At 33.0% G+C, this 22,541-nt stretch carries 19 protein-coding genes and 1 riboswitch; of the genes, 17 read left to right on the top strand and 2 right to left on the bottom strand.

Going from position 1 to position 22,541, the window contains the following annotated elements; all coding sequences use genetic code 11:
• Positions 1-103 precede the first annotated feature (103 nt).
• Together HMPREF2561_RS08760 and HMPREF2561_RS08755 are read right to left on the bottom strand one after the other, a co-directional pair.
• Positions 104-1,396, bottom strand: coding sequence for an LLM class flavin-dependent oxidoreductase (locus HMPREF2561_RS08760; RefSeq protein WP_049419649.1), 1,293 nt, complete (start codon positions 1,394-1,396; stop codon positions 104-106).
• Positions 1,397-1,459: 63 nt separating this feature from the next.
• A complete protein-coding gene (locus HMPREF2561_RS08755; RefSeq protein ID WP_049382134.1) occupies positions 1,460-2,209 on the bottom strand; it encodes a 3-oxoacyl-ACP reductase in 750 nt (249 codons plus the stop codon).
• Between the two features lie 123 nt (positions 2,210-2,332).
• Positions 2,333-2,434: riboswitch (TPP riboswitch) on the bottom strand.
• A gap of 285 nt (positions 2,435-2,719) precedes the next feature.
• Here HMPREF2561_RS08755 and HMPREF2561_RS08750 point away from each other — a divergent pair.
• The 17 genes from HMPREF2561_RS08750 to HMPREF2561_RS08670 all read left to right on the top strand — a co-directional run bounded on the left by HMPREF2561_RS08750 (position 2,720) and on the right by HMPREF2561_RS08670 (position 22,491).
• Positions 2,720-4,312, top strand: coding sequence for a solute:sodium symporter family transporter (locus tag HMPREF2561_RS08750; protein WP_017175459.1), 1,593 nt, complete (start codon positions 2,720-2,722; stop codon positions 4,310-4,312).
• Positions 4,313-4,402: 90 nt separating this feature from the next.
• Positions 4,403-5,605, top strand: a complete 1,203-nt coding sequence (locus HMPREF2561_RS08745) for a 5,10-methylene-tetrahydrofolate dehydrogenase (RefSeq protein WP_037541500.1) — start codon at positions 4,403-4,405, stop codon at positions 5,603-5,605.
• Entirely contained in the window at positions 5,602-6,708 is a 1,107-nt protein-coding gene (locus HMPREF2561_RS08740) for a hypothetical protein (protein ID WP_049419648.1), read from the top strand. Before HMPREF2561_RS08745 ends, HMPREF2561_RS08740 begins: the two co-directional genes overlap by 4 nt.
• 188 nt (positions 6,709-6,896) lie before the next feature.
• Entirely contained in the window at positions 6,897-7,652 is a 756-nt protein-coding gene (locus HMPREF2561_RS08735) for a zinc-ribbon domain-containing protein (protein ID WP_049414253.1), read from the top strand.
• A gap of 67 nt (positions 7,653-7,719) precedes the next feature.
• Positions 7,720-8,457: a zinc-ribbon domain-containing protein gene (locus HMPREF2561_RS08730; RefSeq protein ID WP_070468690.1), complete on the top strand. Its 738-nt coding sequence runs from the start codon at positions 7,720-7,722 to the stop codon at positions 8,455-8,457.
• 217 nt (positions 8,458-8,674) lie between these two features.
• A complete protein-coding gene (locus HMPREF2561_RS08725) occupies positions 8,675-9,406 on the top strand; it encodes a phosphoadenylyl-sulfate reductase (protein ID WP_017175456.1) in 732 nt (243 codons plus the stop codon).
• A 163-nt stretch (positions 9,407-9,569) separates the two neighbouring features.
• Positions 9,570-11,423, top strand: coding sequence for an assimilatory sulfite reductase (NADPH) flavoprotein subunit (locus HMPREF2561_RS08720; RefSeq protein WP_017175455.1), 1,854 nt, complete (start codon positions 9,570-9,572; stop codon positions 11,421-11,423).
• Positions 11,424-11,441: 18 nt separating this feature from the next.
• A complete protein-coding gene (cysI, locus tag HMPREF2561_RS08715) occupies positions 11,442-13,163 on the top strand; it encodes an assimilatory sulfite reductase (NADPH) hemoprotein subunit (protein ID WP_017175454.1) in 1,722 nt (573 codons plus the stop codon).
• A 36-nt stretch (positions 13,164-13,199) separates the two neighbouring features.
• On the top strand, positions 13,200-13,964 hold the full coding sequence (gene cobA / locus HMPREF2561_RS08710) for a uroporphyrinogen-III C-methyltransferase (RefSeq protein ID WP_048761808.1): 765 nt from the start codon (positions 13,200-13,202) through the stop codon (positions 13,962-13,964).
• Positions 13,965-13,997: 33 nt separating this feature from the next.
• On the top strand, positions 13,998-14,609 hold the full coding sequence (locus tag HMPREF2561_RS08705) for an NAD(P)-binding protein (RefSeq protein ID WP_017175452.1): 612 nt from the start codon (positions 13,998-14,000) through the stop codon (positions 14,607-14,609).
• A gap of 21 nt (positions 14,610-14,630) precedes the next feature.
• Positions 14,631-15,506 carry a sulfite exporter TauE/SafE family protein gene (locus HMPREF2561_RS08700; protein ID WP_048761805.1) on the top strand — a complete coding sequence of 292 codons (876 nt, stop codon included), beginning with the start codon at positions 14,631-14,633 and terminating at the stop codon, positions 15,504-15,506.
• A 45-nt stretch (positions 15,507-15,551) separates the two neighbouring features.
• On the top strand, positions 15,552-16,730 hold the full coding sequence (gene sat, locus HMPREF2561_RS08695) for a sulfate adenylyltransferase (protein WP_048761802.1): 1,179 nt from the start codon (positions 15,552-15,554) through the stop codon (positions 16,728-16,730).
• Between the two features lie 18 nt (positions 16,731-16,748).
• The gene (cysC, locus tag HMPREF2561_RS08690) at positions 16,749-17,348 is read left to right on the top strand and encodes an adenylyl-sulfate kinase (RefSeq protein WP_048761799.1); all 600 of its coding nucleotides are present in this window, start codon (positions 16,749-16,751) and stop codon (positions 17,346-17,348) included.
• A gap of 426 nt (positions 17,349-17,774) precedes the next feature.
• The gene (locus tag HMPREF2561_RS08685; protein ID WP_049415756.1) at positions 17,775-18,536 is read left to right on the top strand and encodes a CHAP domain-containing protein; all 762 of its coding nucleotides are present in this window, start codon (positions 17,775-17,777) and stop codon (positions 18,534-18,536) included.
• A gap of 220 nt (positions 18,537-18,756) precedes the next feature.
• A complete protein-coding gene (locus HMPREF2561_RS08680) occupies positions 18,757-18,999 on the top strand; it encodes a hypothetical protein (RefSeq protein ID WP_017175447.1) in 243 nt (80 codons plus the stop codon).
• A gap of 165 nt (positions 19,000-19,164) precedes the next feature.
• Positions 19,165-20,457 (top strand): anaerobic C4-dicarboxylate transporter family protein, encoded by a 1,293-nt coding sequence (locus tag HMPREF2561_RS08675; protein WP_017175446.1) that lies wholly within the window; start codon positions 19,165-19,167, stop codon positions 20,455-20,457.
• 411 nt (positions 20,458-20,868) lie between these two features.
• Positions 20,869-22,491, top strand: a complete 1,623-nt coding sequence (locus HMPREF2561_RS08670) for a BCCT family transporter (RefSeq protein ID WP_048762292.1) — start codon at positions 20,869-20,871, stop codon at positions 22,489-22,491.
• The last annotated feature ends 50 nt before the right edge of the window (positions 22,492-22,541 follow it).

The following is a 22,541-nucleotide window of genomic DNA, read 5'->3' as shown; positions in this document are numbered from 1 at the left end:
AAAGCGATGGTATTCCTAAGTTAATACCATCGCTTTTTACGTTAATTTCTACAATTTCTACTATATGGTTTGGATAAAATATATTAGATAAATGATTTTAATATTAAATTAAATCTAAGTGTTCTCTTAGTGTAGAACCTTTATACTGATGTCGATATAAGCCACGACGTTGTAATTCAGGTACAATGAGTGTAACCACGTCGTCTAAACTATCTGGTAAAGAAGGTGGCATTAAGTTAAATCCATCTGCAACACCCGCATTAAACCAGCGTTCCATTTCATCTACAATTTCTTTTGGCGTACCTATGAGTGTCAGATGTCCACCCCCCGCATTAAGGTAACTTAGCAGTTCTCTGACAGTAGGTTGCTTATCTTGAATAATTTCTAAGATGGTTTCATATCGACCGACGGGACCGTTAAACTCTTCTAAAGAAGGTAGTTTAGGCACAGGAGCATCTAATTCCCACTGACTACAGTCTTGTTGAATGAAAAAACTGAGTTGCTTTAAAGCGGCTTTGATAGGAAGTCGTTGATCAAGTTTTGCTTTCTTTTTCAATGCTTCTTCATGTGTATGACCTACATAAGTGACTAGTCCAGGAAAGACTTTAATATAACGCTTGTGGTCATGTTGTGCCATTTCACTATCTAAGCGCTCGCGATAACGTTTTGCTTGCTTCATATTCCAAGAAACAGAATATACTGCATCTGCATATTTTGTAGCTAATGCAATACCTTGTTTAGATGCACCTGCTTGCATCGCCACAGGTTTTCCTTGAATGCTACTTGGTGTTGTTAATGGTCCATGAACTTGAAAATATTTGCCATTGTGGTGAAGCGGTTTGATATTGCGATTTATCATTGTATGATGATGCCGATTTGGTTTGAAATCTTCAGTATGCCAAGAATCAAACAATCCATTCATGACTTGAGCAAACTCTTCTGCTTTCTTATAGCGTTCATCATGATTGGGTAGATGGTCCATGCTGTGATTTTGAGCTTCGGCATCTGTCATGGAAGTGACTAAATTCCATCCCACTCGTCCACCACTAATATGATCTAAACTAAGTAACTGACGTGCTGCAGTGAATGGATTAGAAAATGTACTTGAAATGGTAGGAACTAATCCAACATGTTGTGTGACTTGAGATATAGCAGTTAAGTTAATCAGTGGATCAAACCAAAAACTTGGCATAGAAGTATAGCTAGGGATAAAAGACTGATTATCTGCGAAAAAGACTACATCTAACAACCCTTTTTCAGATAACTGAGCTAATTCTTGATAGTATTGAATATCACCGATACGTTCAATACTTGAATTGGGAAGTTGCCAAGCAGCTTGATGATGACCACATCCATAGATTAATATACCGAGATGAAGTTGATGTTGATGGGTCAATTTAATTTCTCACTCCAATGTTCATTTTATTTCTATTCTAAGATAAGGAAGACCAGTTATATATTAATTCATGGTTAAACCACCATCGACAGTAATATTTTGACCAGTCATACCATCTGCTGCTTCGCTACTTAAATAAGCAACCATATTAGCAACATCTTGTGGGGTAGTCACTTTACGTAATGGCGTAGTCTGTGCAATTAAATCAAAAACGTCTGGTGTAGTGACAGCACTAGCATCAGTTGTTTTAAGCAATCCTCCTGACACTACATTAGCAGTAATACCATATTGCCCTAATTCGGCTGCAACATTACGCGTGAATCCAATCAATCCAGCTTTAGCTGTTGTGTATTCATGATATGGGACAACGGGATGTTGATACAAATTTGTGCCAATGCTTACAATGGCACCAGAACCACGTTCTATAAATTGCGGAATGACACTTTGAGTAACATTAAAAGCGCCTTTTAGGGTACCATCAATTTGTTGTTGATAGTCTTCCCATGCTAAGTCTTTAAATGCCTTTTGCGCATTAGGATCGAATTTAAAATTAACTAATGCGTTATTGACCACAACGTCAATTTTTCCAAAATGATGTGTTGCCTCATTAACTAAACGATCAACTTCATCACGTTGTGTGACATCTGCTTGAATTGCGATAGCTTTGTCACCAAGCTCCTTTGCAAGTGCCTCAGCCGCTTCACGACTTTGATTGTAATTAATGATTACTTCAAATCCTTGTGTAGCTAATGTTTTTGCAATGACCGCACCTAAACCACGGCTACTTCCCGTTACTAATACTGTTCTCGTCATAAAGATCGTGCCTCCATTTACTTCATTTACAGCGAAAAAATATGCAACCTTCACATTAGGAAAGTTGCATTAAAATAGATCTATCATTATTGAGAACAGTTTGACACATCTCAACAGGTCATCTTATTTTATACGACACTTTCCTACGCTAGTATAAGCTAGTTCAGGTTCAAAGGGTTTGAGGTTACACCTCATCTCAGTTTTAAAACACCCCTAGTGCATATGATTTAACTATAGTTTCACTTTATGCCTTCTATTATCAGAAGTCAAGCGCTTCCATTAAAGAATATATTGATTACTTTTTTATTTGAATATAAAAATAAAAATTTATATAATTTATTTTTATAATAATTTTCAATTATATGATTGAAAATCAGATATACCGTGGTTAAAATAGAAGTTACACTAAATAGGTGCTTTATAGGATAAGTAATAAACAGTTTAACGTTGAATGAAGATTTAACGTTTTTATTTTTTGCAAATAAAATATTGAGGAGAGCGACACGTATTATGAATTGGCTAGCAATTATTTTATTTTTAGCCGTTGTTATGGGGGTCAGTCTTTATGCGTTCTGGCGTTCAAAAAAAATAAAGACTGATAGTGCAGATGGCTATTTTATGGGAGGCAATAGTTTAACAGGATTTACGATTGCCTCAACGATTATTATGACTAACCTATCTACAGAACAAATTGTAGGGCAGAATGGTCAAAGTTATGGTAAGGGTATGGAAGTGATGGCTTGGGAAGTCACAGCTGCTGTAGCAGTTGTCTTACTTGCATGGATATTCTTACCAAAATATTTAAGGTACGGTGTGGATACCATTTCTGAATTACTTGAAATGCGTTATGGTACCTTTACTAAACGTTTCGTTTCTATATTATTTATTTTCACTTATGTTGTATCATTTTTACCAGTTGTCTTATATTCTGGTTCATTAGTATTTAATAAAATGTTTAGTATTGGGGAATACTTAGGAGTAAGTGATGCCACAGCAACGATTATTATTGCATTTGTCATTGGTGCAGTAGGTGTTATCTACTTATTCATCGGTGGTTTGTCACTGAGCGCATTTAGTGATTCAATCTATGGTGTCGGATTAATTATAGGTGGTTTGATTATTACAATTTTAGGTTTACATCATTTAGGTGATGGGAATTTTGTAAAAGGATTCGACCACATGGTCCAACGTACGCCTGAAAAACTAAACGCTTTTGGGGCCATTGATTCAGATGTTGTTCCATGGCCAACATTATTCTTTGGTATGTTCTTTAATAATTTATTCTTTTGGTGTGCGAACCAAATGATTGTACAAAAAGCCTTAGCTGGTAAGAATTTAAAAGAAGCACAAAAAGGTGCGATATATTTAAGTTTATTCAAGGTATTTGGTCCTATTTTTACAGTGATTCCTGGTGTTATTGCATATAATTATTTCAATGGGGGTATAACATCTAATGATAATGCTTATCCTGCATTGATTCAGGCGATTTTACCTGATTGGGGCTATGGTTTATTCGGAGCAGTTATTTTTGGAGCCATATTAAGTTCATTTGTTGGATCATTAAACAGTACAACAACACTCTTTACTTTAGACTTTTATAAACCTATTTTTGGTAAGCGTGCTTCAGATCAACATATTGCACGTGTCGGTCATATCGCGACAGTTGTGATTGGCATTATTGTAGTAGGTATATCTCCACTTATTGCCCTTTTCCCAAGTGGATTATATGCGATTGTGCAACAGTTCAATGGTGTATATAGTATGCCAGTACTTGCATTGGTCTTAGTTGCATTTTATTCTAAGCACACATCTAAACTAGGCGCTAAAGTAGCTTTAGTTACACACATTGTGTTATATGCTGCAATTAGTTTTATGGTGCCACAATTAAATTATTTATATACTTTTAGTTTTATGTTCTTTATTGATTTAGCTATTATACTTGTCTTTAATAAATTTAAACCTTCCAATACGTTTGACTTAAATACTAATAAAGCTAAAGTGGATCTTACACCTTGGAAATATCGTTATATTACAGGCGGTATTGTTCTAGGTTTAGTAGTACTTGCTTACATTATCTTTTCACCACTTGTACTTGCTAAATAATCATTTATAAATAGGTGTACGTTTGAAAAGAGTAGACTTTTTCGACGTACACCTTACTTTATATATTTATAAAGAAAGGAGGATAACACAATGCACAAAATCGGTTTGATACCTTCACCGGGTGTATCTCATAAACACGTAGAAGCTGTTATTCCAGATGTAAAAGAACAGCTGAATCAACGTGTGAATGATCAACAAGAATGGGTATTTCAGCTCCACGTTGATTTAATGATTGGCTCAGCTGAAGATGTACATGAAAGTATTGATAAAGCGGCAAAAATGAAAGAGAAACATGATTGGGATTTTGTTGTATGTATTACAGATTTACCAAGTATTTCTGGAAATAAAGTAGTGATTAGTGATTTTAATAATGATAAACAAGTAGCGATGCTATCTTTACCTTCATTAGGTTGGATAGACCTACGACGAAAATTAAGAAATAGTTTAACTTCTATTATTGAACAATTGTATTATTCAACTTCAAGAGTGGCTCCCAAGATTCATCCTCTTATACATCCTAAAGCAGTAGAACCAAATGAAGATGAAACGCCAAAGCAACGTTATATTCATCGATGGTTTATTCTCAGTTGGATTCAACTTATTTTAGGGTTAACACGAGCAAATGAACCATGGAAAAATATTTTTAATTTCAAAAAGATTATTTCAGTTGCTTTTGCAACTGGGACTTATGTATCGATTTTCTCCATGCCTTGGGAGCTGAGTATACAGTACTCCATAATAAGATTTATTATACTTATGCTTATTGCTATCCTAGGTATGACAGGCTGGTTACTCTATGCACATCAATTGATTGAACGTAAAACGGCTAAGTCACAGCGTGTGTATCGCTATATTTATAATTTTACTACCGTATTCACATTATTTATTATTACACTTTTAAATTATATTATTTTATATCTTTTATTAGCGATAAGTGTATCATTGTTTGTTCCACCAAGTTTATTTAATCAATGGACCAGCGCACATCCTCATTTTACATTTATAAATTATGTAAAATTAGTATGGTTTGTATCTTCACTAGGTTTACTTGCTGGGGCAATGGGGTCTACTGTAGAGAATGAAGAGAAAATCCGTCAGATTACTTATTCGTATCGACAATATCATCGTTATAAAGAAGCAGAACAAGAGAAGAAAGAAAAAGAACAAGCTCAATCATCTTCTCATGATGCATCAAATCAACAAGTTGAAGAAAGTGCATCCAATAAACAAAATAATGATAATCAACAAGATGAACATAAAAAACAAGATCATAGAGAGGAGGAAACAACATGAGTGAAGAAAAATTAATTGGTCTCGTTGTGGCGCCAGGAGTGACAGAGAAATTAGCACAAAGTTTAATTAATGACATACCCAATATATTATCAGAACAAGATAATCATCAACGTGACTGGCAAGTTGATCTCGTGGTGGATCCTCTTACTGGTTTTGCGGAAAGTGTGGAAGAAATATTCAAAAAAATTCAAGATTATCATAATAAAAGAGAATGGGATTATGTTGTAGGAATTACAGACTTACCTATGTTCTATCATCAAAACGTACTTGCTTTAGATATTAATAAAAAAAATGGCGCTGCAATATTTTCATATCCTGCATTTGGATGGCGTCCTGTAAAGAATCGCTTTAAACATGCTATCGTAACCATTATTAATGAACTTCATTATTCTGAAAGAGCGCATATAGGTTATGATGACAATAATAGGGTTAAGAAAGAAATCAATAAACAATTTCCTTTTTCACGTATTGAGAAAACAGAAGTACATTTAAAAGAAACAGGAAACAATCATTTAAGATATTTATCAAATTCACGCAGTCTTGGAATGATACGACTTGTCAGTGGGATGACCTTTGCGAATAACCCACTGAATATGATGGCAAGTTTAAGTAATATTGTAGCGATTGCTTTTACGACAGGTGCATTCGGATTGATTTTTTCAACCATGTGGAATATGGGTCTTGATTTTTCTGTATGGCGATTATTTGGAATTTCCATCATGGCAATTTTAGGTATGCTCGTTTGGATAATGGTATCCCATGGTTTATGGGAATCTACAAAAGAAGCTAAGCATAAAAGAATTGTAATGTTATATAATTTAACAACTATCATGACTTTATTTATAGCCATTGTTATATATTATATGATTTTATATTCATTATTCTTAATAGCAGAGCTGGTTTTATTACCTCCAGGATTCTTAGGACAACAAGTAGGTTTAAAAGGACCAGCCAGTGTTCAACTTTATTTAAGTATTCCTTGGTTTGCAACCTCAATATCTACTGTTGCAGGAGCAATAGGTGCAGGTTTGCTTAATGATCAATTAATTAAAGAAAGCACATATGGTTACCGTCAAAAAGTACGTTATGAAAAGAATAACTAATTAGTAATAATGAAGTGAGAAACACTTCATTATTATTTTTTTATATAATATAATAAATTTATAGAAAACACTTTAAAGTCATTTAAAATAATGAATAAATATAAGTGTGAATGGATTAAACTAAGACACAGACAACCTACAACACGAACAGAATTATGTGCATCATAAGAAAGAAAGTAGGTAACATCATGAAATTTTGTCCACAATGTGGAAATCAAATTAAAGAAGGTCAATCATTTTGTAATAAATGTGGTAGTGATTTAAAAGTTTTTAAACAATATAGAGAGAATCAATTATATGAAAGTGCGGCATCTCAAAAAAACAAAAGGTGGCCATATATTTTATTCGTAATACTTATAGTAGCTATTTTAATTTCTGGAGGTTTAACATACTATTTCTTTTTTGTGAAACCAGAAATGGTAAAGAGTGAGGAAGTGACAAGCACACATCATAAAACTAAAGAAGACATCAAAAAGACAGTGAGACAAGGAGAGAAAAAATCTAAACAAAAAAATGATAAAGAGATACGTATGAAGTCTCCAAATATTGATGTGATGTCCGAAGATTTTGAAAATACATATTTAAAGAGTGATTGTAGAGACGGCTATTATGGTATTAAGGTAGGTATGACAAAAAATGAAGTTGAAAAATTAATAGGTAAACCTACAGGCATATTGGAAGTGCCAGGGTTCAAATGGAAATCAACGAAATATGGAAATATTACAGTAGATTATAGCCCTAATAATGAAGAAGGTAAGGTAATAGCAGTAGGCGTAAGCCCAGATAATGTAAAAGTAGATGATTTTTTAAGTCGCTATTATTCATATGATAGTTATACACCTACTGAAATTATTTATAACAATGATAAAAGTAACGGATATTTAGTTGCAGTTGATATTGATGGCAATCATATTGCAAAAATTCAGTGCTTAGCTGAAAGATAAAAACAGATATCAACATGTTCACAAGCATCTAAGAATTTAACCTCAAGAAGTGAAAGTAGGTAATAAAATGAAATATTGTCCACGTTGTGGGAATCATATTCATGAAACTCAACGCTTTTGTAATCAATGTGGGAATGATCTAGAAGCATTTGAGCAATATAGAAATCAAATGATCACTAATTCAAAGCGAAAAAAATGGTCTTTTATTGTAATTGTCATTTTAGTTATTGCAATGATTGTCGTAGCATGTTCGACGTATTATTACTTTTTTGTCAGACCAGTAGATGCACCTAAAAAAGATACACCAGTGCATCAAGTATCTAAAAAAGATAGTGAAGAAGGTAAAGTTCCAAATGATCCTGATAAGGAAGGGAAAGAAACGATAGAGAATAAGAAATCACCACAGATTAATGTAATGAGTGATGATTTCTTAGAAAATTTCATGCATAAAAATACATTGAATGGATATATGGGGATAAAGCCAGGAATGACTGAAAAGGAAGTTGAGAGGATAGTTGGAAAATTAACAGGAAAAATTCATATTGATGGTATGGATCATGAATCTATTAAGTATGGAGATTTGGCAGTTAATTACGATCCACACTCTAAAGAAAAGATTGTCACTTCAGTGGGAATTGCTCCAAATAATATAAGTGAAGAAGAATTTATAAGTCATTACAATAATTATGATAAAAGAAATTTTAGAGATATTGTTTATAACAATATCAAAGGAAATGGTTATGAAATTGTAGTATATTTAGATGGAGATAAGGTGGGACTTATATTTGCGGTTCCAGAATATTAATAAAAAAGTGCGAGTCCATAATAGGATATTGCACTTTTTTTATTAATATTATTTTTTTAGTTCGAATAAAAAATGTATTTTTATTTTAAAGCAAATATTCCCTAAACTTTCTTGACTTTCTATATGAAACTCGTTAAAGTATTAGCATATTATTCTGACAATTCTGATAGGTATTAGATTAATAAATTTGTAAATACTGAGGAGGGACCATAGGTTTATGTCAGTATCAAAGATAACGTATGAGAGTTTTGATGGTGATCCATTTATTGACTCCATTTCTACTGACGACGCGACAAAGGGTGCCTATGAAATTTTAAAATGGGCTTATACTACGTATGGTGAAGATATCGTTTACTCATGTAGTTTTGGGGCAGAGAGCATGGTACTTATTAATTTGATTTATCAAATTAAACCAGATGCTCAAATTGTATTTTTAGATACAGATTTACATTTTCAAGAAACATACGATTTAATTGATAGAGTAAAAGAATGTTTTCCTAAGTTACGTATTGAAATGAAGAAACCAGAATTGACGCTTGAAGAACAAGCTGAGAAATACAATCCTGCATTATGGAAAAATAATCCAAATCAATGTTGTTATATTCGTAAAATTAAACCTTTAGAAGAGGTACTAGGTGGGGCGATTGCCTGGATTTCGGGACTACGAAGAGATCAATCTCCGACTCGTGCTAAAACAAATTTCATTAATAAAGATGAACGTTTTAAATCGATTAAAGTATGTCCTTTAATTTATTGGACGGAAGATGACGTTTGGGATTATATTAAACAGCACGATTTACCTTATAATGAACTGCATGACCAGCATTATCCAAGTATTGGTTGTATTCCTTGTACAGCGCCAGTATTCAATTCAGATGATTCCAGAGCAGGACGTTGGTCAAGTTTTGAAAAAACAGAATGTGGACTTCATGTTGCAGATAAACCGTGATGTAAGGTTTAAAAAATTTTATACAAAAAACATAGTATTCTGATAAGGATTTAAAAATATTCTATATTCGATTTTTACTGGAAAGTCGAATATAGATTACATAATATAGAGATAGTAAGTATTTTAAAATAAAATAAAGATTGAAATGATAGAGGTGGATGAATTGAATCTAAGTGTTACCAATAGTCCTTTTACTGAAGGACAAGCCACACAAATTAATGAATTATTACAGACACTTACACCAGAACAAAAAGTATGGTTAAGTGGCTATTTAGTCGCAAATCAACAACTTACATCAGGAACATCTGACACACAAGGTTCACAAATAGGAGCTGTTTCAAAGGATACTGAAACAATGCTTCAACAAAATGAACCAACAATTCAACCTGAAAAACGAGCGATTACATTATTATATGGTTCAGAAACAGGAAATGCGCAAGGTTTAGCAGAAATATTTGAAGAACGTCTTTCAAATATTGGACATAATGTAACGTTAAAAGCCATGGATGAATTTAAATCTAAAAATCTTAAAAATGTTGAAGATTTATTTATTATTACTTCCACACAAGGTGAAGGAGATCCACCAGATAATGCAGCCGAATTACATGAATTTATTCATGGTAGAAAAGCTCCTAAATTAGAGGGAGTAAGATTTTCAGTACTTGCATTAGGTGACCAAACTTATGAGTTCTTCTGTCAAACAGGTAAAGATTTTGATAAAAAACTTGAAGAACTTGGTGCCGAACGATTATATGAACGTGTTGATTGTGATGTGGATTATGAAGAAGATGCCGAAAAATGGATGGCTAATGTCATTAATACTATTGACTCAGCACCTGAAGGTACACAAAGTGAACAAGTTGTAAGTGAATCAATTAAATCTGCGAAAGAGAAAAAATACTCAAAAGCGAATCCATACCAAGCTGAAGTATTAGAAAATATTAATTTAAATGGTAGAGGATCTAATAAAGAAACACGTCATATTGAATTCTTATTAGATAATTTTGGTGAAGAATATGAAGTAGGAGATTGCTTAGTCGTTTTACCACAAAATGATCCAGCTTTAGTTGAATTACTGATGAGTACATTAGGATGGGATCCGGGAGATCAAATTCAAATCTCAGAAGATGGAGATACGATTTCTTTAGAAGAAGCATTAACATCTTACTTTGAAATTACAAAATTAACGAGACCATTACTTCAAAATGCAGCAGCATATTTTGATAATGAAGCGTTAGAAGACAAAGTTCAAGATAGTGAGTGGATACAAAATTATATTGAAGGTAGAGATTTTATTGATTTACTCAATGATTTCCCACCTGAAGAATTAGAACCTGAAGATTTATATCAAATCCTTAGAAAATTACCTCCTAGAGAATATTCTATATCAAGTAGTTATCAATCATTACCTGATGAAGTTCACATTACGGTTGGTGCAGTAAGATATAATACACACGGTAGAGATCGTTCAGGTGTATGTTCCGTTCAATTTGCTGAACGTATTCAACCAGGAGATACTGTTCCAATTTATCTTAAACGTAATCCAAACTTTAAATTCCCTAAAAATGGAGATACGCCTGTTATTATGATAGGACCTGGTACAGGAATTGCGCCATTTAGAGCACATATGCAAGAACGTGAAGAATATGGTTATAAAGGTAATACGTGGTTATTCTTCGGCGATCAACACTTTACTACTGATTTCTTATATCAAACAGAATGGCAAGAATGGTTAAAAGATGGTTTTCTTGAAAAAATGAATGTCGCTTTCTCACGTGATACAGATCAAAAAGTATATGTACAACATCGCATTGCTGAACATAGTAAAGAATTTAATGAGTGGTTAGAAAAAGGTGCATCAATCTATATTTGTGGTGATGAAAAAAATATGGCTAAAGATGTACATCAAGCTATTCGCAATGTATTAGTGAAAGAACAAAATTTAACTGAAGAAGATGCTGAAAGCTACTTAAAACAAATGAAAAAAGATAAACGTTATCAACGTGACGTGTACTAAAGAAAGGGTGGAGAGTGAATGGCTAAAACGATTAAACAAATTGCTGATGAGTTAAATGAAAACCTTGATGCGTTAGAACATTTAAAAACTGAAAGTAATTATTTACGCGGTACGATTGAAGAAGGCTTAGCAGATCCTTTAACTGGTGCTATTTCTGATGATGATACCAAATTACTTAAGTTTCATGGGAGCTATCAACAAGATGACCGAGATGTACGTGATGAACGCCGTAAACAAAAATTAGAACCTGCATATGCTTTCATGATTCGTGTGCGACTACCTGGAGGTAAAGCAACACCTGAACAATGGATTGCAATGGATGATATTTCTAATAATTATGCGAATCATACATTGAAATTAACAACACGTCAAACATTCCAATTTCATGGTATTTTAAAACGAAATTTAAAATCATCTATGAAAAAAATTAATGAATCAGTGTTAGATACGATTGCAGCATGTGGGGATGTCAATCGTAATACAATGTGTAACCCAAATCCATATCAATCAAATATTAATAAAGAAATACTTGATTATGCTACAGCTATCAGTGATCATTTATTACCTAAAACGAATGCCTATCATGAAATTTGGTTAGATGGAGAGAAAGTGCTTGATTCTAAAGAAGAAGTAGAACCAATGTACGGGGAAAAATATTTACCACGTAAATTTAAAATTGGTATTGCCGTACCACCATCAAACGATATTGATGTATTTTCACAAGATATTGGTTTAATTGCAATTGTAGAAAATGATGAACTCGTTGGATTTAATGTGGCTATTGGTGGTGGCATGGGTATGACGCATGGTAATCCAGATACATACCCTCAAGTAGGACGCATTGCTGGATTTATTCCTAAAGATAAAGTCATAGATGTATGTGAAGCATTACTTACAATTCAACGTGATCTCGGTAATCGTTCAAATCGTAAAAATGCACGTTTTAAATATACAGTAGATCGTTTTGGTGTAGACAATATTGTTAAAGAATTAAATACACGTCTAGGCTGGGAAATCAGTGAAGCTCGTGAATTTAAATTTGAACATAATGGCGATCGTTTAGGTTGGATTGAAGGTGAAAAAGGTGTATGGAATTATACATTATTCATTCAAAATGGACGTGTAAAAGATACAGAAGACTATAAGTTAAAAACGGCGTTAAGAGAAATTGCAGAAACACATACTGGTGATTTTAGATTATCTCCAAATCAAAATTTAATTATTGCTAATGTAACTGAAGAGAAAAAAGCAGATATTCAATCTCTTATTGATAAATACGGTTTAACTGATGGTAAAAATTATAGTGGTTTAAGACGTAATTCAATGGCTTGTGTAGCATTTCCAACTTGTGGTTTAGCAATGGCTGAATCAGAACGTTATTTACCAACGCTATTATCTAAAATTGAAGATTTATTAGATGAAGCTGGTATTAGTGAAGAAGAGATTACTATACGTATGACAGGTTGTCCTAATGGTTGTGCAAGACCTGCATTAGCTGAGATTGCATTTATTGGTAAAGCGCCTGGCAAATATAATATGTATTTAGGCGGAAGCTTTAATGGTGATCGCTTAAATAAACTATACAAAGAAAACATCGATGAAAAGGAAATCCTTGAAAGCTTAAGACCAATTTTAATGGATTATGGAAAATCACGTCTCGAAGGTGAACATTTCGGTGACTTCGTTATTCGTTCGGGTGTAGTAGCTAAAGTTCATGATGGTAGAGATTTTCACAGCTGATTTTTTAAAGAAATAGAAGGCGAACGGGGTGATAAGATGGGAAAGGTTTATCTTGTAGGTGCAGGACCTGGTGATCCTGATTTAATAACTGTAAAAGGTATGAAAGCGATTCAAGCGTCAGATGTGATTTTATATGATCGCTTAGTAAATAAAGAGATTTTAGATTTTGCAAAACCCAACACAAAGTTCTTCTATTGTGGTAAAGATCCAAATAAGCATTCATTGCCACAAGAGGAAACAAATCGTATGTTAGTGAATTTAGCGAAAAAAGGTCATACCATTACACGATTAAAGGGTGGCGATCCTTTCGTTTTTGGACGTGGTGGTGAAGAAGCAGAGATATTAGCGGATAATCAAATTCCATTTGAAGTTGTTCCTGGTATTACATCAGGAATTGCAGCTCCTGCTTATGCAGGAATTCCTGTTACTCACAGAGATTATAGTTCCTCAGTTGCGTTTGTTACAGCTGTGAATAAACCAGGTATGACGAAAGAAGCATATTGGGAACATTTAGCGCATGGTCCTGAAACATTGTGTATTTATATGGGTGTAAAACGTTTGCCTGAAATTTGTGAACTATTAGTGCGTCATGGTAAGTCAGTAGATACACCTGTAGCGTTAGTACATTTAGGGACAACAGTTTCTCAAAAAACAGTCACTGGAACATTAGGTAGCATTGTACAACGTGCATCTGAAATCAAAAATCCTGCAATGATTGTGATTGGTGATGTTGTAAATATGCGCCAAAAAATTAGCTGGTTCAAAGAACAAGTATCAGATGTTGAAATGACATTACCATAATTTGAAAAATATCTAATATAGGAGGACGACAATATGAACCATATGCCGCTCATGATTGATTTAAGCCAGAAATCGATTGTCATAGTAGGTGGCGGAAAAGTTGCAACCAAAAGAGCTTCAACTTTAATCGAATATTGTGCTGATGTTCATATTGTTAGTCCTACTATTTCAACAACTTTAAAAGAATTATTAGATAACGAAAATATCACTTGGAGTCAAAAAGAATTTGAGCCACAAGATGTTGAACATGCCGACCTTGTAGTGATTGCCACAAATAATAACGACGTCAATACAAAGGTGTTAGAAAGTGTTCCTCATCATGCATTGTGTAATCATGCTTCGAAAGCCCAAGTTGGAAATGTTACGATTCCAAGTATTTTAAAACGTGGAAAACTTTCTATTAGCGTGTCAACCAATGGAGCAAGTCCTAAATTGAATAAAAAAATTATTTCAAGAATAAGCGATATGTACGATGAATCATATGAAATGTATATTGATTTTTTATATGAAAGTAGACAACTAATTAAACGATTATCAATCGAGCCATCTAGGAAACAGGAGTTATTACAACACATTTTATCTGATGAGTATTTAGATGAGGTTAAGCAACAAGAATTCACACGATGGCTTCATTTGCAAGTTTAGATATGAAGGGATATGTGATATATGAGAAAATTGTTTATATTTGCATTAGCTGGATTTTTAGCACAACTTGTTGATGGATCACTCGGAATGGGATTCGGTGCCTCCTCATCATCTATATTATTAACATACGGCATAGCACCTGCGATTGTTTCAGCAACGGTACATTTTTCAGAAATAGCAACGACTGCTGCATCTGGTACATCACATTGGAAATTTGAAAATGTACATAAGCCAACCATGTTGAAACTCGCAATACCAGGATCAATCAGTGGATTTATCGGTGCAGCATTATTAACTCAAATACATGGTGACTATATTAAACCTTATATAGCACTATTCTTACTTTCAATGGGTTTTTATATTTTGTATCAGTTCTTATTTAAACGTCACAAAGCCATTCATACACACGTAGGCACACTTAGTAGTGCGAAACTTGTTCCACAAGGAGCCGTTGCTGGTTTTCTAGATGCCATCGGTGGTGGAGGCTGGGGACCAGTCAATACACCGTTGTTACTTGCAAGTCGTAAAATTCAACCACGCTATGCCATTGGTACAGTGTCTGCAAGTGAATTTTTTGTAACACTTTCAACATCATTAAGTTTTATTATCTTTTTAGGATTTACTCAAATTAATTGGTGGTTTGTCATTGCATTAAGTATAGGCGGTATGATTGCCGCACCAATTTCAGCCTATTTAACTAAAATATTACCCATTAATATTTTAGCAATTTGTGTAGGTGGTCTTATTATTTTTACAAATAGTAATGCTTTAATGACGTATTTCATCCAAGACACTACAGTGACAAATGTTATTCGATTCGCAATTATTTGTGCGATTATTGTATTAGTTATTATTACTATTATTCGTAACAAAAAATTGTCTTTTTCTTATAAATAAAGCCGAGTAAACTAATCAAAATAATTAGAAAAGGAGTTATCAACGATGCCAACAAATGAAGATATTATCAATTATACAATTAAGCCACATGGTGGAGAGTTAATTAATCGAGTTGTAGAAGGAAAAGAAAGAGAAGCATTAATTGAAAAAGCGAACGCTTTTAAATCATTAACTTTAAATCCTTGGTCAATTTCAGATTTAGAATTAATAGCTATTGGTGGTTTTAGTCCACTTACTGGATTTATGGGAGAAGCGGATTATAAAAAAGTTGTTGAAGATACACATCTTGAAAATGGACTAGTATGGAGTATTCCTATCACTTTACCTGTCACTGAGGCACAAGCGAATGAACTTAATATTGGTGATGATATTGCTTTATATGGTGAAGATGGCGTACTTTATGGTACTTTAAATCTTGAAGAAAAATATACGTATGATAAAGAAAAAGAAGCTCAAAATGTCTATGGTACGACTGAAGAAGCCCATCCAGGTGTCAAAAAAGTATATGAAAAAGGAAATGTTTATTTAGCAGGTCCTATTCAATTAGTAAATCGTCCTAAACATGATGAATTTTCAGATTATCATTTAGATCCTGCTGAAACACGTCAATTATTCAAAGACTTAGGGTGGAAAACAGTAGTCGGATTCCAAACACGTAATCCTGTCCACCGTGCACATGAATATATTCAAAAATCTGCATTAGAAATTGTAGATGGCTTATTATTAAATCCTTTAGTTGGCGAAACTAAAGCAGATGATATCCCTGCAGATGTACGTATGGAAAGTTATCAAGCTATCTTGAAAAATTACTTTCCTAAAGATAGAGCACGTTTAGTTATCTATCCTGCAGCGATGCGTTATGCAGGTCCACGTGAAGCAATTTTACATGCTACAGTTCGTAAAAATTATGGTTGTACACATTTTATTGTTGGACGTGATCACGCAGGTGTTGGTGATTATTATGGGACTTATGAAGCACAAGAGCTTATCTCTCAATTTGAAGATGAATTAGATATTCATATTTTAAAATTTGAACATGCATTTTACTGCGAAAAATGTGGCAATATGGCTACAGCTAAAACGTGTCCACATGATGCATCAGACCATGTACATTTAAGTGGTACGAAAGTAAGAGAAAAATTACGTAATGGCGAATCATTACCAAAAGAATTCTCAAGACCTGAAGTTGCAGAAGTATTAATTAAAGGATTAAGACAAAAGTAATTTGGGGGAGTATATAAAATGAGTCAATCAACAAATATTACATGGCATGATTCAGAAGTAACTAAAGAAGATAGACAACGTCAAAATGATCATAAAAGTGCTGTCATTTGGTTTACAGGTTTATCTGGTTCTGGTAAGTCAACAATCTCTGTGGCACTTGAAAAGGCTTTATTTGAAGAAGGTAAACATTCATATCGATTAGATGGCGATAATGTCCGTCACGGTTTAAATAAAAACTTAGGTTTTAGTCCAAAAGACCGTAAAGAAAATATTCGTCGTATCGGTGAAGTAAGTAAATTGCTTGTAGATGCAGGAACAATTGCAATTACTGCATTTATTTCTCCATATAGAGAAGATCGTGATGAAGTACGTGACATTCTAGAAGACGGAGAATTCATTGAAGTATATACGGAGTGTAGTGTAGAAGAATGTGAGAAACGAGACCCTAAAGGTTTATATGAAAAAGCACGTTCAGGTGAAATTAAAGAATTTACAGGAATTAGTGCACCTTATGAAGCGCCAAAACATCCTGAAATAACTATTAATACTGAAACACAAAGTATAGATGAATCAGTTGAACATATTCTTAATTACTTAAAAGAACACCAATATATTTAATGAATAACCAAACGAGTGAGATAACGAATTCAAAATGAATGTTATCTCACTCGTTTTTTGCTATACATTCTTGAAAATAATAAATAATATTCCCCTATGTTATGAAATAAAACATATTTAAAATAATCAGATATATTACATCATTTGTAATGACACTGTTGATTAAATTGATAAAAAGATTGATATTAAAGTGTTTTGATGATGTAACAAAAGAGAGATTTAATTACAAAAACCGTCGTATTATTATGATTCAATTACAAGGTATTAACAACGCCCACAAACGCTTGTTTATCTGATAAAGTATGTCTTGTCGTTAATTAACGAGAAAAAATAATTCGAAGTAATTTAATATTGAGATGTCATTTGAAAGTAGCCACGTGATAAATAAAAGAAGAATGTTTTAAAATTCTAGGAGGATATTTAATTATGAAAAAAATCGCTACAGTAACTATCGCCACAGCCGGAATCGCTACAGTTGGATTTGCGCATCATGACGCACATGCAGCGGAAAATAATGGATATAACCCTAATGACCCAACTTCATATAGCTACTCTTATACAATTGATCAACAAGGTAACTATCATTACACATGGCAAGGTAATTGGAGTCCTGATCGTTTAAATCACACTAATGATTCAAATAATAGTCAATCTAACTATAATAATTACAATAATAATAACTATAATTACAATAGCAATTATTCATATACAACAAACAACAATCAATCTTATACAACTAATAATACGACAGGTGGATTAGGCGCTAACACTGCGTCAACATCAAATAGTAATGTAAAAGTTACAACTCAAAGTGCACCAAGAACACAATCAACTGCTTCAACTCAAGCATTCTCAGGTAAAACAAATTCAGGTGCGAATTACTATACTTGGGGTCAATGTACATATTATGTATATGACAAAGTTGGTGGCACAATTGGTAATACTTGGGGAAATGCAAATAACTGGGCTAACGCAGCAGCGCAATCTGGTTATACTGTAAACAATACACCTAAAGCAGGTGCTGTAATGCAAACGACTCAAGGTGGTTATGGTCACGTTGCATATGTTGAAAGTGTAAATAGTGATGGTTCTGTTACAGTATCTGAAATGAACTATCAAGGCGTAGGTGTAGTATCTACACGTATAATTTCAGCAAGTCAAGCAAGTTCATACAATTACATTTCATAATTTAAGGAAATGAACTATTTAAAAATTAATGTAAAATAATGACTAAGATATTTAAACAATAACGTTATTTAAAAGAGCAAGTATATGAATTCAAAACGAATTCTAACTTGCTCTTTTTTATTTTTAAAAATTACATTTAATATGATTTAAATCACTTTATAAAGGGAAATATATAACTACTAATTCCTATAGTGTTCAAATATAAAGGTGGTGATTCACAATGGCGTTAGGAGTACTTCAATGGATCCTAGTGATCGCAATTGTGGTAATTACGATTGGCGTCATATTTGGTCTCATTTGGGGTTCACTTTTTGAGGAACGCTTTTATAGAAGTCGTTCTAAAAAAGAAGAAGAAGCACGTATTGAGAAAAATCTTAAAATGGCAAAAGGGCATACCGATGATGACGTAGTATATGATGAAGAAGGTCGTGCATCACTCAAAGAAGATTATAAAAAACAATAAATATTGATAAACCTTTAAGAATCCTTTTGATTTTTAAAGGTTTTTTCTTATCAAAATATTTATATTAATTAACTTTATGCAATTATATACTTTTAACAAATAAAAGTGATAAAATATATATGTTAAAAAATTCACATGAACTATTTAAAGTTAGGAGTTATTATAATGCTACTGTTTATAGTAGAAATTATCATAATGATTGTAGCCATTATGCTAGGATTGCGCACAGCAGGTGCTTTAGGCTGTGGTATTTTTGCTATTGTGGCCCAACTGATTATGATATTTGGATTTCAACTTCCTCCTGGTTCTGCCCCTGTTACAGCAGTACTAATTATTCTGGCAATTGGTATAGCTGGAGGAACGCTACAAGCTACAGGCGGAATTGATTATCTTGTCTATCTTGCTTCGAAAATCATTGAACGATTTCCAAAATCAATTATTTTTATTGCGCCTATGATTGTATTTGTCTTCGTATTTGGAGTAGGGACTGCAAATATTGCTTTATCACTAGAACCTATTATTGCTCAAACCGCAGTAAAAGCTAAAATCCAACCTAAGCGACCACTGATTGCTTCAGTACTAACTGCTAATTTGGCTTTACTTTGTAGTCCAGCTGCATCTGCAACAGCCTACGTTATTTCAGTACTTGCAGGTCATGAAATTTCAATGGGTCAATATTTGAGTATTGTCTTACCTACATCATTAATCACTATGTTTATGTTAAGTATATTTTGTACGTTTGTAGGACGTAAAAATACAATTACTGAAAGTGAAATTGCTCATACACCTGACGTTGATGTAAATCATGCTTTTTCTACTAGAGTAAAGATAGGTGTTTTAGCATTTATTTTGTGTGTGTTTGGTATTCTTACGTTTGGTATTTTTCCTCAATTCATGCCTTCATTTAATGTCAATGGAAAAGATGTCACTGTATCAATGACAGAGATTGTACAATTCTTTATGTATTTAAGTGCAGCAATTAATTTATTGATGTTGAAAGTGAATACGAGTGATATTCTATCTTCAAATATTACACAATCTGCTATTGGTGCATTATTTGCAGTACTCGGACCTGGTTGGTTAGGTGCGACAGTATTTAACGCACCTCATAATTTACATATCATACAAAATGATGTTGGCAAAACGATTCAAAATATGCCCTGGCTTGTGATTATTCTTGTAGCTGTAGTAGCGATGATTGTTATTTCACAAACAGCAACAGCATCGATTATGGTACCCATCGTCATGAGTATGGGAATTCCACCCATGTATTTTGTAGCAATGGTACAAACATTAAATGTTAACTTTGTTATACCTGCGCAACCAACGTTATTATTTGCAGTTAATTTAGATGAAACAGGACGTACACGACCTACAAGCTTTATTATTCCAGGATTCTTTGCAATAGGTGTTTCAGTTATTGTTGGTTTTATAATAAAAATAATATTAGGATATTAGTTTATAATAGAGTATTTGTAATATAAACGATTTAAAGTTTCATGACAATTTAATAGATTGAGAAGGCCTTTTGTGCCTTTTTGAATATTGAAGAGAAGAATTGTATTCTTCTCTTATTTTTATTTTAAAACAGAGAATTTCAAAAAAATATATATTCATTAAAAATGAATAAAAATTCAATGTTTATAATTTATTATTTGTTCAAAACGTTTATTTTTAATTTAACAATGTTGATATAGTTAATTTTTTTCGATAGTTTCAATGGAATAAAATATATAAATATTCAGTTTTCTAAAATAATTTTATGAATGTAATTTGCATTTTTATTTAATTTTAGATATTGTCATCATGTGAATCATTCACGTAAATAAAATATAAGTCGTACATATAATATTCAAAGGAGGATCTTAGTTGAAAAAAGAAAAAATAATGGATTGGCCCACCTTTATAGGTACTGTTATTGTCTTGCTTTCAGCAGTTATACCTATGATGGTCTTTCCAAGTGCAAGTGAGAAAGTTATTACTGATATAAATAGTGCTATTTCTAACTCGATAGGATCTGTTTACTTATTTATAGGTTTAGTCGTTTTATCCTTTGTACTCTATATTGCTTTCGGCCGATATGGTAATGTGACTTTAGGAAAAGCAAGTGATAAACCTGAATTCAATAATTTTAGTTGGGCTGCAATGCTATTTTGTGCAGGTATTGGTTCAGATATTCTTTATTGGGGTGTTATCGAATGGGCCTTCTATTATCAGGTACCTCCAAATGGTGCTAAAGGAATGACTGATGAGGCTCTTACATATGCAACGCAATATGGTATGTTCCATTGGGGACCTATTGCATGGGCGATTTATGTATTACCAGCTTTGCCTATTGGCTATTTAGTATTTGTAAAGAAACAACCAGTATATAAAATTAGTCAAGCCTGTCGTCCAGTATTGAAAGGACAAACTGATAAGTTTTTAGGTAAATTAGTAGATATCTTATTTATATTTGGACTATTAGGAGGAGCGGCAACCTCTTTAGCATTAGGTGTGCCATTAATTTCTTCTGGAATTGAACGATTAACAGGTATAGATGGAGACAATATGGTTATTCGCTCAATTATACTTTTCACAATCACAGTCATTTTTGCAATTAGTTCTTATACTGGTTTGAAAAAAGGAATACAAAAATTAAGTGATATTAACGTATGGTTATCATTCTTATTACTTGCATTTGTATTTATTGTAGGTCCAACAATCTTTATTATGGAAACAACTTTAACTGGTTTTGGGAATATGATGCGAGATTTCTTCCATATGGCAACTTGGATGGAGCCATTTGGTGGAATTAGAAACCGTAATGAAACAAATTTCCCTCAAGATTGGACTATATTTTATTGGTCATGGTGGCTTGTATATGCACCATTTATTGGTTTATTTATTGCTCGAATTTCAAAAGGTCGTCGTCTCAAAGAAGTCATATTAGGAACAATTGCTTATGGTACATTGGGATGTGTCTTATTCTTTGGAATTTTTGGTAATTATGCTGTTTATTTACAAATTAGTGGACAGTTTAATGTGGTTGATTTTTTAAATAAACATAGTACTGAAGCAACAATTATAGAAGTTATGCATCAATTGCCATTTGGTTCTTTAATTATAGTGTTGTTCTTAATATCTGCATTTTTATTCTTAGCAACGACATTTGATTCAGGTTCTTATATTTTAGCGGCTGCTTCTCAGAAGAAGGTAATAGGGGAACCATTAAAAGCTAATCGTTTATTCTGGGCTTTTGCTTTATGTCTATTACCTTTCTCCCTTATGTTAGTTGGTGGAGAACGAGCTCTTGAAGTATTAAAGACTGCTTCATTATTAGCAAGTGTACCCCTTCTATTTATATTTACGTTTATGATGATATCCTTTATTATCACACTTAATAAAGATCGGATTAAACTGGAAACAAGAGCAGATAAACTAAAAGAAGTAGAGCGCCGTTCACTTCGTATTGTTCAAGTTAAATCAGACCCTGAAGACGATAATTTATAATGTAAAAAATGATAGTACATTTAAAAGAGTCCGGGACATAAAGTATCTAG

It is taken from the genome of Staphylococcus sp. HMSC069E10, from assembly GCF_001809205.1.
Lineage (GTDB): Bacteria > Bacillota > Bacilli > Staphylococcales > Staphylococcaceae > Staphylococcus > Staphylococcus hominis.
Note: the sequence above shows the minus strand (reverse complement) of the source record. Positions and strands in the feature narration are given on the sequence as shown.